General features: G+C 43.6%; 12 protein-coding genes. 1 reads left to right on the top strand and 11 read right to left on the bottom strand.

Features of this window, described 5'->3' with window-relative positions:
• The first annotated feature begins 349 nt into the window (after positions 1-349).
• Positions 350-1714: a hypothetical protein gene (locus MKY52_RS17760; RefSeq protein WP_341052586.1), complete on the top strand. Its 1365-nt coding sequence runs from the start codon at positions 350-352 to the stop codon at positions 1712-1714.
• Between the two features lie 998 nt (positions 1715-2712).
• Here the strand turns inward: MKY52_RS17760 and MKY52_RS17755 are convergent.
• The 11 genes from MKY52_RS17755 to xseA form a co-directional block, all read right to left on the bottom strand.
• Positions 2713-3696, bottom strand: coding sequence for a tyrosine-type recombinase/integrase (locus MKY52_RS17755; RefSeq protein ID WP_341052585.1), 984 nt, complete (start codon positions 3694-3696; stop codon positions 2713-2715).
• Between the two features lie 174 nt (positions 3697-3870).
• Entirely contained in the window at positions 3871-4686 is an 816-nt protein-coding gene (spo0A, locus tag MKY52_RS17750) for a sporulation transcription factor Spo0A (protein ID WP_042129795.1), read from the bottom strand.
• A gap of 199 nt (positions 4687-4885) precedes the next feature.
• On the bottom strand, positions 4886-5998 hold the full coding sequence (spoIVB, locus tag MKY52_RS17745) for a SpoIVB peptidase (protein WP_081382880.1): 1113 nt from the start codon (positions 5996-5998) through the stop codon (positions 4886-4888).
• 138 nt (positions 5999-6136) lie between these two features.
• The gene (recN, locus tag MKY52_RS17740) at positions 6137-7864 is read right to left on the bottom strand and encodes a DNA repair protein RecN (protein ID WP_339266301.1); all 1728 of its coding nucleotides are present in this window, start codon (positions 7862-7864) and stop codon (positions 6137-6139) included.
• Between the two features lie 59 nt (positions 7865-7923).
• On the bottom strand, positions 7924-8373 hold the full coding sequence (gene ahrC / locus MKY52_RS17735; protein ID WP_042190440.1) for a transcriptional regulator AhrC/ArgR: 450 nt from the start codon (positions 8371-8373) through the stop codon (positions 7924-7926).
• 148 nt (positions 8374-8521) lie between these two features.
• Complete coding sequence (locus MKY52_RS17730; protein ID WP_256716299.1) at positions 8522-8995, bottom strand: hypothetical protein; 474 nt, start codon at positions 8993-8995, stop codon at positions 8522-8524.
• Positions 8996-9106: 111 nt separating this feature from the next.
• Entirely contained in the window at positions 9107-10009 is a 903-nt protein-coding gene (locus MKY52_RS17725; protein ID WP_341052583.1) for a TlyA family RNA methyltransferase, read from the bottom strand.
• Between the two features lie 46 nt (positions 10010-10055).
• Positions 10056-11960 carry a 1-deoxy-D-xylulose-5-phosphate synthase gene (gene dxs, locus MKY52_RS17720; protein ID WP_076284485.1) on the bottom strand — a complete coding sequence of 635 codons (1905 nt, stop codon included), beginning with the start codon at positions 11958-11960 and terminating at the stop codon, positions 10056-10058.
• A 99-nt stretch (positions 11961-12059) separates the two neighbouring features.
• On the bottom strand, positions 12060-13007 hold the full coding sequence (locus MKY52_RS17715) for a polyprenyl synthetase family protein (RefSeq protein WP_076284484.1): 948 nt from the start codon (positions 13005-13007) through the stop codon (positions 12060-12062).
• Complete coding sequence (gene xseB, locus MKY52_RS17710; RefSeq protein WP_042129807.1) at positions 12994-13251, bottom strand: exodeoxyribonuclease VII small subunit; 258 nt, start codon at positions 13249-13251, stop codon at positions 12994-12996. The genes MKY52_RS17715 and xseB overlap by 14 nt, the downstream gene beginning before the upstream one ends.
• Positions 13229-14608: an exodeoxyribonuclease VII large subunit gene (gene xseA, locus MKY52_RS17705; RefSeq protein ID WP_341052582.1), complete on the bottom strand. Its 1380-nt coding sequence runs from the start codon at positions 14606-14608 to the stop codon at positions 13229-13231. The genes xseB and xseA overlap by 23 nt, the downstream gene beginning before the upstream one ends.
• Positions 14609-14619: the final 11 nt, after the last annotated feature.

Here is a 14619-nt window from a genome sequence, read left to right as displayed (position 1 = left end):
GTGAACTTTAAAACTACATTAAATAAGGGGCTTGTCGTTTTTTGAAACCGTTACTACCCCCTATATTTTTGTGAGACTCATTTTTTTGCGAAATCACCAACCATTACCACAATAGCGTTTTGCACACCTCCTCTATATTTGGAGTGTTGCAAATACCTTTCTTAATTAGGAATACTTTCTTTGGCATTTGGAGAGAATAAATAAGTTGTCCTCATGAATAAAACCTCCGTTATATGAACATTATATTTCTCAAGAGGTGAAAACAATTGAAGACATTGGTTTACTCCCCATCGTTAGGGGACAAACTTGCATCTTTACCTCACAAAATCCATACCTATGAGGAAATTACATGAGTGAATTATCTAATTTGATTGGGCAAAAATTCAACAAGCTGCTTGTAATAAAGAAATCAAGTAAAACGGATAAAAATAGGAATATCTATTGGTACTGCCAATGTCAATGTGACAATGAAGAGTTAACAGAAGTCACTACAAATTCATTAAGAAACAATAGTATTAAGTCATGTGGATGTTCACGAAAGAAGGAAAAAAATCTAATAGGACAAACGTTTGGTCTATGGACAGTAATTGAATTTGGCAGATATGACAAGAAAAATTATTATTGGGTGTGCAAATGTGATTGTGGAAAACCCGCTAGACAAGTCGAACAATCCAGATTAATTAATGGGAGGTCAAAAAGTTGTGGGTGTTTAGCAAGAAGTCTTTCAAGTCAACGTCGAAAAAAAGATATTAGTGGTCGGAAGTATAATAAATTAACTGCAATACGACAAATCAATGATGGAAAATTTGGCTTAAGTGTTTGGGAGTGTGAATGCGAATGCGAATGCGAATGTGGTGAACTAACACAAGTAATTCAGGGTGATTTAACGAGCGGAAAAATTAAATCATGTGGATGTTTGAAAATATTCAAGGATTTAACTGGAAAAAAATTTGGTTGGTTATCTGTTTTAGGGAGAAGCTTAAAGAAACATCAATTTTACTCTTTGTGGATATGTAAATGTACATGTGGAAAAATCAAAGACATTCCATATTCCCGATTATTGGATGGAAGTGTGCAATCATGTGGGTGCTACAGAAATAAAATTTATAATGATATCACTATCGGACAAAAATTTGGACGTTTAACTGTTTTAAAATGGGCATATTCACTAGATGAAAGAGGAAACTTCTATACTTGTCATTGCGAATGTGGTGATACTAAAGATATACAAGGATGCTCTTTAAGAAGTGGTCATACACTCTCGTGTGGATGCCTACAAAAAGAAAGGGCAAGTGAAACTCATTTTAAGGGGACAGCTACTCTTCGCCAACATTGTAGGGCTAGACTAAAGAAATGGAGAGGACTCAGCATAGAGGTCTCAAATGATAAATATGTAATTACAGGACAAAATTCCGCGGAAGTACACCATATTTATCCATTTTCAAAAATACTCGAAGAAGTAATCGGGAAAAGTAACATAATTATCAGAGACAATATGGAAGAGTATGCTGTCGAAGAAATTCAAACTATCAACTACTGGAATGATTCATTACACAAAAAATATGGACTAGGTATATGTTTAAGTGAAGAAATGCACCGAAAGTTTCATTCAATTTACGGATATTTTGATTTCTCAATCAAGGAATTTAGAGATTTCTATAGACAAAATTCAGGAACGGAATTTATTTTAGATTTAAGCTTTCACATCCAATAATGATATATGTGCTATAAATAAAATCCGAGTCCATTTATTAGAGAAGGACTTTGTAGGAAGATAATATCGTTAGATACACGGATGATTTCTAAACCTATTATGAGATGAAGAATAACTGATAACTACTACAGACCCAGTATCGTATGGTCTCAAGGTATGTTACCCGTCTTCGGCTTTGTATATTACTGTTCGGTGCAAGACTAAATAAAAAAGAGCCTTATCAGTCACTCTAACCTGATAAGGCTCTTTTAACGATTTCTAATACCGCAAAGTGCTATAAAGAATCTACCATATATTAAACTCCACTAATTTAACCTAGTTAATGTTAGTAGCATATCTTCTATAATAAACGGCTTTATTACTTCTTTATTCCCCATATATGCTACAGGCATCAACTCAATGCCAAGTATACCTTCTTTACATAGGTCAATATTACATACTTCTTCTTCACTCGACGAATTACAGAGTTACCATCAAACATTATAGAAATCTCATTTTCTGTCTCAGTAATAGTGACATTATGACTAGGTGCATCTACATATCCAACAGTAGGTAGTTTGATATTTTCTGTGAGTGGTATCCCATTTAAGCTAATATCAGAATTATTACGTGCATTAAATAGTTTCATGCCAATTAAGTTTTCATTACTATCATATAGTAGACTACACCTCACATCAGATAAACACTTGCCAATTCTTTTGTGATTGTCTGTGGACTTTAAATAAATGTAAACGAAAGCATTACCTTCAATTATAATTTGGATTTGTATTCTCTCCTTTATCGTCAAGCTATCAATTACAAAAATCAATTATATATACAAAGATTGCTTCGAAACTGCGAAAGCTTAAAATATAATCCAACTCTATCATTTCCGTTCAACCGCTTCTCTACGTGCTTCCAAGAAAGAAATCACACCCTCACAAAGGGAGTTACAACCCCCTCTATCGAGGTCTCACAAGCGATTGCGGACACTCCAATTCATCGCATAAAACATAATATTACTTTTGTAATTTCCACTTGCTAAGTGGTGAATGATTTTGATACTTCCTCGCTATTTCTTCACGGGTTAAATCCATATAGGCTTGCTCTGTAACCGTAACTGAGCTATGACCAAGAATACGAGATAACGTATAGAAATCTCCGCCGTTCAACAAATAATGCCTTGCGAAATTATTCCGAATCATGTGAGGGTGAACATCTATGCCAGCCATCTTACTAACATCTTTTAATTGCTTCTCGAATGATTGAATACTTAAAGGAGTTCCTTTTGTCGTCGGAAATAGTAATTCAGATTCTGTGTAACGGTCTTTAAATTTTAGATATTGCTTTAATTCCCTTTGCATCACATTGGAAAAATAGACATAACGTTCTTTGTTACCTTTAGTTTTGGTCAATAAAATCATTTTATTCTTGAAGTCGATTGCATCTACGATTAATTCCAAGCATTCACCAATTCTCATGCCAGTATCTTGCAACAATAATACGATGAGTTTATTTCGATATCCATGAAACTTGGTATAATCAAACTTTTCAATCAATCCATTAAACTCTTCTTGACTTATCCCCTTTTTCTGTCTTCTTACAGTTTTTATTTGTGTGATATTCTCAACAGGATTTTTAAGTAACTCTCCTTCTTGTTTCAACCAATTAAAGAAAACCTTTATGTTACGAATGTAGTTATTAATTGTGATTGATGAAACCTCTTTTCTAAAGTCCATTCTATTTTCTGGAAAATTGACCAATTTAGACGACTCCCGATTTACTACCGTATACTTCCCTCGCTCTTGAAGAAAGGCAATATATTGCCTGATATGTCCAACACGTACTTCTTTCACCTTATCCACATCATGCTGATTCTTTAAATAAGCAACAAATAACTTCAAAGATTGTTCATAAGAGTTAATGGTCTTACGTGATAAATTTTTGTTCTGACAATATGCTAAAAAGTCTTCTAAGAAAAACTCCAAATCCGATAACTTCATACAAATCCTCCGTCTCTTTCCCTACAAAAACAAAACCCAATAAACCATATAGGTTTATCGGGTGAGATGGAAAAAGTTTATCGGTTTCAAAACAAGTTTATCGGTTTTTAAATACTGACTGTAAACACCTACCAGCAACCTACAATTCCTTACCACGCACTGCCCCTAACCCTTTCAACTAACCTTATGCTCAATCCGCAGCTTGTCGGCTACCATGGCAATAAATTCCGAGTTAGTAGGCTTAGATTTGGAGATATTAATCGTGTAGCCGAATAAATGGCTGATGGAGTCGATGTTGCCACGGGTCCAAGCCACTTCAATTGCATGGCGAATCGCACGTTCTACGCGTGAAGGCGTGGTCTTGAATTTCTCTGCTATGGCTGGATAGAGTGTTTTTGTAATCGCACCAAGGATCTCGATATTGTTATATACCATGGTGATCGCTTCGCGCAGGTACTGATAGCCCTTGATATGTGCTGGAACACCGATTTCATGGATGATCGAGGTAATGTTAGCATCAAGATTCTTGCCCTTCGTAAGCGGCACTACATTCGATCTGGACGTCGACGAATAGTTGTACATGTTAGAGGATGAGCTCATGCTGCCTTGGACCCCTACAAGCTGACGTACACGATTTGCCAGGACCTCCATATCGAACGGTTTCAAAATATAATAGGATGCACCAAGCTGTACAGCTCTTTGAGTGATGTTCTCCTGACCAAAAGCGGTCAGCATGATGATCTTCGGTTGAGGATTCAGATCCATATCACGCAGACGTTCCAAGACACCCAGACCGTCTAAATGTGGCATGATGATATCAAGAATAAGGACATCGGGAACTTTGCGTGCTTCGCTTAGCATTTGAAGCACTTCTTCACCATTGTAGGCGATACCCGTTACCGTCATATCTTCTTGTTCAGAAATGTATTCGGAAAGCAAATTCGTAAACTCCCTGTTATCATCGGCCAACAACACTTCAATATTCTGCACTGGCTGCTTCCTCCTTAATTATATCTGCTATTCGAAAATAACATTTTTTTCTTGTCTCTTAACATTTTCGACATGGAGATTGAATTCCCTTCTGTCGAAAATTATTTTTCTTTATTTTTTTTCTGGCATGGATTATAATTAAATATTTTATTTCAAAGTTCGATGATCTTCGTAATCCTTCGACAAAAAAATCTTAAGGCTAAACCGCCTTAAGATTTAATGGATACCTATTCTCCTGTAGGGTTACACCAGAATCCTTAAGCATCCATTCGATGAAGCAACCGTAGCCGGACTTAGGATCATTTACAAACACATGAGTTACAGCGCCGATGAGCCGTCCATTTTGAACGATTGGACTTCCGCTCATCCCTTGAACGATACCACCTGTCTTATCGATCAGTCGCGGATCTGTGATACGAATGACCATACCCTTTGTCGCCGGCGTCTGCTGATGTGCCACATGAATGATCTCAACCTTAAATCGTTCTACCTGCTGCCCATCTACAACGGTAAGAATTTCAGCTGGACCTTCCTTGACTTGATTGCTCATTGCCACAGGAATAGGTTCTTTATAAAGACTATGCTCGGGATTACGACTCATTTTACCGAAGATGCCAAAATCTGTGTTACTCTCCACATTACCAAGCACTTGGCTTTCTTTTAAGAAATGGGCTCGTTTCTCACCCGGATCGCCATCCTGGCTTTTAGAAATCGAAGTTACACTGGACTGAACAATATGACCGCTGCCAACAACAATTGGTGTTCCTGTATTCATGTCCGTAATCACATGTCCTAAAGCTCCATAAACCCCCTGTTTCGGGGCATAAAAAGTTAACGTGCCGACACCCGCTGCAGAATCTCGAATGTACAGGCCTAACCTCCAGACTTTGTCATTAATATCATACGCGGGTTTCAGCTTGGCTGTATGCTCTTTCCCAGCGCGTTTAAAGACAATCGTCAGAGAATTATTCGCTTTTCCAGCACGATCCACAAGCTTGGCCACCTTAGATAACTCGTCCAACTTCTCTCCATCAATGGAGATCATCAAATCACCTGGCACCAAACCGCTGACCTCACCTGGGGAAAGCTTGGATTTCTCGGATACTTCAATCAGATGATGTCCAACAACCAGAACACCTGCTGATTTCACCTTTACTCCGATCGTTTGACCTCCCGGGATCACCTTCAGTTCCGGTTTCATTCCATGCGCAGTCACCTTGGCAGGTTCACTGTTCAGTGGTGCGGCAAAACTTTGGTGGGTTCCCGTTATGCCCGATAAACTAAGAAAGAAGGCAAATAAAAGGCCTGGCATTAACTTCCTGAGGTTAGGCTTCAATGGCTGTCACGCTCCCTTTTGCTTCTTTCGCTTGACGAAAAAGGTGGTCGCCAATTGCGTACCTATAAGATAACCTTGCCCCCAGGCTTTTATTACTGTCAATCATTGTTCCGCTTAGCTTGTTGCAGCCTTACTTGCCTCGGCCAAATTAAGCATTTCCTGCGAATGGTGCAATGTTTTTTCGGTAATTTCCACCCCACCCAGCATTCGGGCCAGCTCCATTACACGTCCATCATTCGAGAGTGATTCCACTTCCGTCATGGTTCTTCCGTCCTCAACCTTTTTGCGGATTAAGTACTGATGATCAGCCATACAAGCCACCTGCGGTAAGTGCGTAATGGAGAACACCTGACAAGTGGAGGACAGCTTATACAGTTTATCTGCAATGGATTGAGCAGCCCGACCACTCACACCGGTATCTACCTCATCAAAAATCAGAACTGGAATCGCATCATGACGCGCAAAAATACTCTTCATTGCCAACATAATTCGCGACAACTCACCACCCGAGGCAATTTTGCCAAGAGGTCTTAACGGCTCGCCAGGGTTAGGGGAAATCATAAATTCCGCACTGTCGATCCCTTGTCTTGTAAGACGAATACGCCGACCCTTATAATCAACTCCACGTGGGTCCTCCAACGTGTCTAATTTAACCTGTAGCGAAGTTCTTTCCATTTGAAGATCTTTAAGCTCACTCTCCACTTGCGTGGCTAAATCAGACGCACACAGCTTCCGTGCTTCACTTAATTCAGTAGCTGCTTCCATCAATACAGACAGCAATGCATCGCGTTTGGTCGTCAGTTTCTCCAGATATTCATCTTTATTCTCAAGCAGATCGGTTTCCCGATGGATTTGTTCATAATAAGCCAAGATCTGTTCTACACTATCTCCGTATTTACGGCGGAGGCCGGTAATTAAATCGAGACGATTCTCGATTTCTTCGAGTCGCTGTGGATTGAATTCGATCTCTTCTCGGTAATCACGAAGCTGAAATGCAGCATCCTCGAGTTGATAATAAGAAGATTGCAGCTGCTCAAGCACGGATTTAAGACCCTTTTCATCATAACGAACCGCATCCTCGAGTCTGGAAATGACATTACCTATGGATTCTAAGCCTTGTCTATCGTAGAGAAGCTCATATGCACCGGATACGGAATCCATCATTTTCTCACTGTGGGATAGTTTGACCCGTTCTTCGGCAAGTAATTCATCTTCTCCCGGTTTTAATGCTGCAGATGAAATTTCTTCTAACTGAAAACGGTACAAATCAAGCATTTGATAAGCCTTTTGGCTGGATTCCTGCAGCTCTCGGAGCTCTTTCTCCACTTTTGCAAAGGCTGAATACTTTTCCTGATATACCGCTTTTAGCGGCCCGATAATGGGTTCTCCGTATGTATCTAACAGTCCCAAATGTCGTTCTGCCTTCAATAAGTTTTGGTGTTCATGCTGTCCATGAATATTAACCAGCTGCTCGCCAATTTCACGTAGCATAGTAAGATTGACCATCTGTCCGTTTACTCGTGATGTACTTTTACCCTGAGAGGTGAGCTCACGGCGTATTATAAGATGCTCCTCACGCTGAGCCTCAATGCCAAGACGCTCTAAAGTATCCCAGACGGGATGACCGCTTGGGAGGCTGAAGAGCGCTTCCATCTCTGCTTTTTCACAACCGTAACGAATAGAATCCGCGGAGCCGCGCCCTCCGGCAATCAGTCCAAGCGCATCAATAATAATGGATTTACCTGCCCCAGTCTCCCCTGTGAGCACATGGAAGCCAGGATAAAAATGCACATCTACCGCCTCAACGACGGCTAGATTGCGGATAGACAAGGTTTCTAACACTAATAGAGCACCTCCGAGAAGATGATAAGAATATAATGAAATTTATACTTTCTTATAATTTAAGAAATGTAACCCATGATTTGTGAAATTACAGTCTTACTGTCCTCAGGCTGGCGGCAAATAATTAGAATGGTATCATCACCAGAGATGGTCCCCATAATTTGTGGCCAGTCAATATTATCAATCAAAGCAGCGACTGAGTTAGCCGTCCCTGGTAAGCATTTCATCACCACAAGATTAGCCGATGAATCGATCTGCACAAAATTATCCACCAAAACGCGCTTCAGCTTCTGTATTGGATTGTACCGTTGGTCAGTTGGTAGCGAATATTTGTATCTTCCATCATCCATAGGAACCTTGATGAGCAATAGCTCTTTAATGTCTCGAGATACTGTAGCTTGAGTAACCTGAAAACCAGATTCACGCAAGGCTTCTACCAGCTCGTCCTGTGTCTCGATATCCTTTTGCGTAATAATCTCACGTATCTTAATATGTCGTTGACCCTTCATTGTTGCCTCCTAAAAGTTTTGTAAGCGACACTTCCAGATTAGCAGCGACAAAACTACATCGGAAGCATGGACTTAGTTTTGTAAGCGATGCTCCCCGAATTGCTTCGGCAAAACTACTTCGGAAGCATACACCTAGTTAAATATGGACTCAGTTTGATTCTCCGTCATCTCTGCCAAGCTTAATTACTTGAATAGATCCCGCTGCAGTATTAACATACAAAACTCCGCTACATTCCGGATAAATCAGCAAGTACGGAAGCAAGGTATCTCGTAAGCCACTGCCTGTGAAATCCAAAGGTTTGCGTGGTCTAGAAAGGATAACCAAATATATTGATCCTTCCTCTTTAGTCGCCACATAATCTATAAATAACCGGCTATACATCTGCGCCCCGTTTACGTTGAAGGACAACGGGATTTTGAGCTTCCCTCCAACGACCTCGTACCCTTCATCCTCTAGTATGTCTATAGATGGGTGAGGAATAATCACTTTATTAAACGGGATCTGATCCTTCATGAAAGAACGCGGAGAATTTTGCAGCCATATATATATCCGATAAATTATAAAAATCGATAATGCTACTCCAATAAACGCCATGACGACCTTGTCAGAGCTACCCGCCACTATCAATCACCTCGGTGATTTATTCGCGTGAAGCCATGCCAATTCCTTCTTCTAAGCTGCCTTTTTAGAAGCTTTCCAAATAATTGTTATTTTCCATATGGAAAAAGAAACTCACCGGCGCGATGAGTTTCCATGAGTCGAATTTACATTAAAAGTACCCGTAGCCTGCTTAATCACTTCATCCGCTAGGGATGGGAAATCCTCCACTGGAATGACTGATGATACAGCATCTGAAGGCTGTAATGTACCTTCTTCAGCTTCCGCCAATTCAGGTGTTAGTCTCCAGTGAGCAAGAAACTCAATATTGCCTTCCCCGCCTGTAATCGGTGAAAAAGTTAATCCCTGCAGCTGGTAACCTAGCTCTGCCGCCATGGTCAGTACATTAATTAATACCTCTTTATGAACAGCAGAATCACGAATTACACCCGATTTACCAACCTTCTCCCGTCCTGCCTCAAACTGCGGCTTGATCAGCGCAGCAATATCCGCCGGGCGCTTAAGCAAAGCTTTGAGCGGTGGAAGAATTATTTTTAAAGAGATAAATGAAACATCAATACTCGCAAAATCTGGAATCGGACCCACCAAATCTGGAGGCGTCATATATCGGAAATTCGTTCGTTCCATCACACTAACGCGTTCATCATTACGCAGCGACCAATCCAGCTGATTATAGCCAACATCAATCGCGTACACATGGTTTACCCCATTCTGAAGTGCACAATCCGTAAAGCCTCCAGTAGAAGCACCGATGTCCAGCATGGTCCGTCCCGTAAGATCAATATTAAATTGGCGTAGAGCCTTCTCCAGCTTTAGTCCCCCACGACTGACATAAGGATGCACAGAGCCTTTAACCTTAAGGGTTGCCTCCCGTGACACCTTCATACCAGCCTTTTCAATGCGTTCTTCATCCGCGAGCACCAGTCCTGCCATAATGGCTGCTTTAGCCTTCTCACGGCTTTCATAAAAACCTTGCTCAACAAGTAGTACATCTATCCGTTCTTTACGGTGTTCCATGGTCATCTCCCGATCGTTCAAAGGGTTGCTAATTTCCGGCTTCCATTTAGGAAGACGAAGTTGTTTTGTAGTTATAAGCACTCAAAGCCATCATGGACTTGATACGTGCACATAGCGCCTCTACAGTAAGACCTGTTTCCTGGCGCTGTTCTTTAATAGAGCCGTGCTCCACAAAGATGTCAGGTACACCCATCAGATGTACACGAGCGTCATAAATTTCATTCTCTGCGTAGAATTCTAATACCGAGCTGCCGAGGCTTCCCGCTTGGCAAGCCTCTTCAATAACAACCATGTTGGTTCCAGCGTGAGCCAAATCAAGCAGCATGGAGTTGTCGAGTGGCTTCAGGAACCGCGCATTTACGACGCCTACCTGAATCCCTTCCCGCTTGAGTAAATCAGCGGCTTCTTCAGCCACTTGAACCATAGGTCCGCAGGCCACAACAGCATAACCTTCGCCTGTACGCAGTCGTTCCCATGATCCGATTGGAATAGTACGCAGCTCAGGATCCATTGCTACCCCTGTACCATTAATACGCGGATAGCGATAAGCAATCGGACCGTCATTATATTCAAGCGCCGTCTTCATCATATGACGCAGCTCATTTTCGTCTTTTGGCATCATCATCACCATATTTGGAATATGGCGCATAAAAGCAACATCGTACACACCCTGATGAGTCTCACCATCCGCACCTACAAACCCCGCGCGGTCAATGGCGAACATAACATTCGCGTTATGTCGGCAAATATCATGGACAATCTGATCATAGGCACGCTGCATGAAGGTAGAATACACCGCATATACCGGCTTCATCCCTTCCATAGCCAAAGCTGCACAAAGCGTAGCCGCATGTTGCTCAGCAATCCCGACATCAATCATACGATCGGGAAATTCCTTAGCAAAAGGAAATAAACCCGAGCCTCCTGGCATCGCAGGTGTAACAGCAATCAGACGGGAATCTTCCCGACCCAGTTCGATCAGCGTCTCGCCAAATACTTCCGTGTACATTGGAGGACCCACAGCTTTAAGCGCCTGACCCGACTCAATTTTGTATGGTGAAATGGCATGTGATTTATAGAAATCGGTCTCAGCGGGTTTGTAGCCCTTACCTTTAGTTGTTAGTACATGTACCAACACAGGTCCAGCCACGTTATCTGCTTGGTGGAAGGTGTCAATCATCTTCTCCAGATCATGTCCGTCTACAGGACCGAGATACGTAAAGCCGAGCTCTTCAAACAATACTCCAGGTACCATCATATATTTGAGACTATTTTTTAACTGTTCAGCAGTCTTTGCTAATCGTCCTCCGATGGCCGGAATCTTCTTAAGCAGCCCTTCTACTTCATCTTTGGCACGCAAATAGTGGCGATCTGAACGTATTTTACTTAGATAATTATGCATCGCCCCTACATTAGGAGCAATTGACATTTCATTATCGTTCAAAATAACCATCAGCTTACGCTTCTCATGGCCAATATGGTTAAGTGCTTCAAACGCCATTCCACCAGTAAGAGCACCGTCACCAATCACGGCAATAACCTTATTGTCTTCACCCTTGAGATCGCGAGCCATCGCCATCCCCATTGCTGCCGATAATGAGGTACTGCTATGTCCAGCTTCCCATACATCATGCTCACTTTCGGAGCGCTTAACGAAGCCGCACAAGCCCTGATATTTACGCAGGGTATCGAAGCGGTCTTGACGACCAGTCAGGATCTTGTGAACATAAGCCTGGTGCCCAACGTCGTAAATCATTTTGTCACGAGGGCTGTTATAACAATAATGCAAAGCCAAAGTGAGCTCCACGACTCCTAGATTGGATCCGAGGTGCCCCCCAGTTGCTGTAAGCTTCTCAATCAGAAATCGACGAATTTCCTCCGCTAAGGTAGTTAATTCATCGACTGACAATGATTTTAGTTGCTTAGGATCATTTATTTGTGGAAGCAGCACGTATAGTTCCCCGCTTTCCTAGATGTTGTAAATTATATAAAACCCATTATAACACAAACGAAACGGCTGTCGAAATACAGCCGTTTCGAAAGTTCATAATTAGTGATCACGTGCCATTAAGTAATCTGCAATTTCCAGCAGGCGCTGGCTGTCATGAAAACCACCGTTCAGAACAGCATTTCGGGCTGTTTCTGTAAGCTGCTTCACTTCTTCTCGCGATGCTTCGAGGCCAATAAAATAAGGATAAGTTACTTTATGCTGCTTAACATCACTGCCTGTTTTTTTGCCAAGTTTACCTTCGTCTCCAACCAAATCCAGAATGTCATCCTGGATTTGAAAAGCGAGTCCAATGGCTGTTCCAAATTTATGCAAAGCCTCAAGCTGCTGCTCGTTAGCACCTGCAATACGACCGCCAGCTAGTAGCGAAAAGATAATCAAATCTCCTGTCTTATGCAGATGAATGTACTTTAGCTGTGCAAGATCGGTTAGACCCTGCTCGCCTTCCATATCTGCAATCTGACCGCCAACCATACCACGAGGACCTGCCATTTCCGCCAAATCCTCCACGATGGATAGAACACTTTCCGCAGGGACGCCAAATTTACGCGAGGCTTGTACCACACTGTAGAAAGCATGGGTCAGAAGGGCATCACCCGCAAGAATAGCGGTCGCTTCCCCAAAGACTTTATGATTCGTCAGCTTCCCGCGCCGATAATCATCATTATCCATGGCAGGCAAATCATCATGAACTAACGAGTAGGTATGTACCATCTCTATAGCAGCAGCGACAGGCAGGGCAGCCTCTCGATTTCCTCCCAGTGCTTCACATGCGATAATCACCAGCAGTGGCCGGAGGCGTTTGCCCCCAGCCATAAGTGAATACTTCATGGCTTGCTGCAAATTCTCTGGAACCATCCATTGTGTGGGGAGAATAACCTCTAGTTCATGTGAGACTAGATCGCTTAAGGACGCGATGTAATCCTCCAGTGGCTGACGCACTGTTTCTCCTTCAGAGTTTCTCTCAAGCTCATGCTCAAAGCGAGTCATCGGCGTCCCCTTCCAGACGTGCACCAAACGGCTTCTTACGCAGTTCTCCGTCCTCTAGGGTAATCATTTCGATCTTACGCTCTACCTGCTCAAGCTTGCTGCCGCAAAGCTGAGATAACTTCATACCTTGCTGAAATAAATCGATGGCCTTCTCCAGGGGAACGTCGCCGTGTTCAAGCTCACGTACGATTTCCTCCAGCCGGTCCATGGCGCCTTCAAAATCAAGTTCCGCTTCCTTCGTCATCGTCTTTGCCATCCTCCTTCATTCCCCATACCTGGCAGTTCAGCTGTCCGTCATTCATCTTTATCACTACAAGATCGCCAAGCTGTACTTCGGTCAGCGATTTGATTAAATGTTCTTCCGCTTCGTCATAGACTAAGCTGTAGCCTCTCGACATAACTTTAAGAGGGCTCAGTGCATCCAGATGACGAATCTCCGCTACATAGCGAGCTCGCTTCTCCTGCAGGCGGGCCTGCATAGCACCCATCAGCTCACGGCGTATGCTTTCGGTGCGCTGACGCGCAGCGGCAACACTGCCGTGCGGATGAAACCGCTGCAGACTATGATGCAGCACAGCTTTGCGCTCGCGGGAACGGCTGAGCCGTGCATCCGCTGAGCGCTGGAGCCGCTCACGCAGCTGATCCAGCCGCTGCGTGTGCTGCATCAGCGAGCGGCGCGGGCCTGCCAGCGCCAGCGAGCGTTCCAGCCCCGCGTGACGCTCGCGTCCGCGCTGGGCGCGTCTTTGCAGCGCTTGGCGCAGCCGCTGCTGTTGCTGGCGAAGCTGCGCAGCTAGCTCGCCGGCGTGTGGCACGGCCAGCTCCGCGGCCGCTGTGGGTGTAGCCGCGCGGAGATCAGCGGCGAAATCGGCAATCGTGAAATCGGTCTCGTGGCCAACGGCCGAGATGACCGGAATCCTTGATGCCGATATCGCTCTCGCGACTTCCTCCTCGTTGAACGCCCACAGCTCCTCGAGCGAACCGCCGCCGCGGCCGACGATAAGCACGTCGGCCTCATCCATGCGGTTCAACGCTCCAATCGCCTTCACGATCGATGGCGCGGCGCCTTTGCCTTGCACCAGTACGGGATAGATTACAATAGCCACCTGCGGAAACCGCCGCTGGAGTGTAATCACGATATCTCGCACAGCTGCCCCCGTTGGCGAAGTAATCACGCCAATGCACTTTGGAAAGCGAGGCAAAGGACGTTTACGCGCTTCTGCAAACAGCCCCTCTTGCTCAAGCTTGCTCTTCAGCTGCTCATAGGCTAAATATAGACTACCAATTCCATCTGGCTGCATGTGTGTGGCATAGAACTGGTACTGCCCGTCCCGTTCATATACGGTCACATTACCTCTAGCAATTACCCGAGCACCTTCCTTCGGAATAAAGGGTAGGCGCTGGTTATGAGAAGCAAACATAATCGCCTTGATCCGACTGCTCTCATCCTTTAGCGTGAAATACATATGACCGCTACCATGATGCGTAAAGTTGGAAATCTCTCCGCGAATCCATACATCCGAAAGTAAATTATCCGAGTCTAGCTTCATGCGGATGTAACGGTTGAGTTCTTTTATCGAATAGACCTGCCGCTCTGCCGCCATGAATTCCTACC

It is taken from the genome of Paenibacillus sp. FSL P4-0184 (assembly GCF_038004625.1).
In the GTDB taxonomy this organism is placed as follows: Bacteria; Bacillota; Bacilli; order Paenibacillales; family Paenibacillaceae; genus Paenibacillus_AQ.
The sequence above is the reverse complement of the archived record's forward strand: the minus strand, read 5'-3'. Positions and strand labels throughout refer to the sequence as shown.

What these genes read in the sequence shown, in the direction of transcription:
- MKY52_RS17755 (WP_341052585.1), bottom strand. Translation starts at nt 3,696, where the DNA reads ATGAAGTTATCGGATTTGGAGTTTTTCTTAGAAGACTTTTTAGCATAT.
- spoIVB (WP_081382880.1), bottom strand. Translation starts at nt 5,998, where the DNA reads ATGCCAGGCCTTTTATTTGCCTTCTTTCTTAGTTTATCGGGCATAACG.
- MKY52_RS17725 (WP_341052583.1), bottom strand. Translation starts at nt 10,009, where the DNA reads ATGGAACACCGTAAAGAACGGATAGATGTACTACTTGTTGAGCAAGGT.
- xseA (WP_341052582.1), bottom strand. Translation starts at nt 14,608, where the DNA reads ATGGCGGCAGAGCGGCAGGTCTATTCGATAAAAGAACTCAACCGTTAC.
- xseB (WP_042129807.1), bottom strand. Translation starts at nt 13,251, where the DNA reads ATGACGAAGGAAGCGGAACTTGATTTTGAAGGCGCCATGGACCGGCTG.
- MKY52_RS17760 (WP_341052586.1), top strand. Translation starts at nt 350, where the DNA reads ATGAGTGAATTATCTAATTTGATTGGGCAAAAATTCAACAAGCTGCTT.
- MKY52_RS17715 (WP_076284484.1), bottom strand. Translation starts at nt 13,007, where the DNA reads ATGACTCGCTTTGAGCATGAGCTTGAGAGAAACTCTGAAGGAGAAACA.
- ahrC (WP_042190440.1), bottom strand. Translation starts at nt 8,373, where the DNA reads ATGAAGGGTCAACGACATATTAAGATACGTGAGATTATTACGCAAAAG.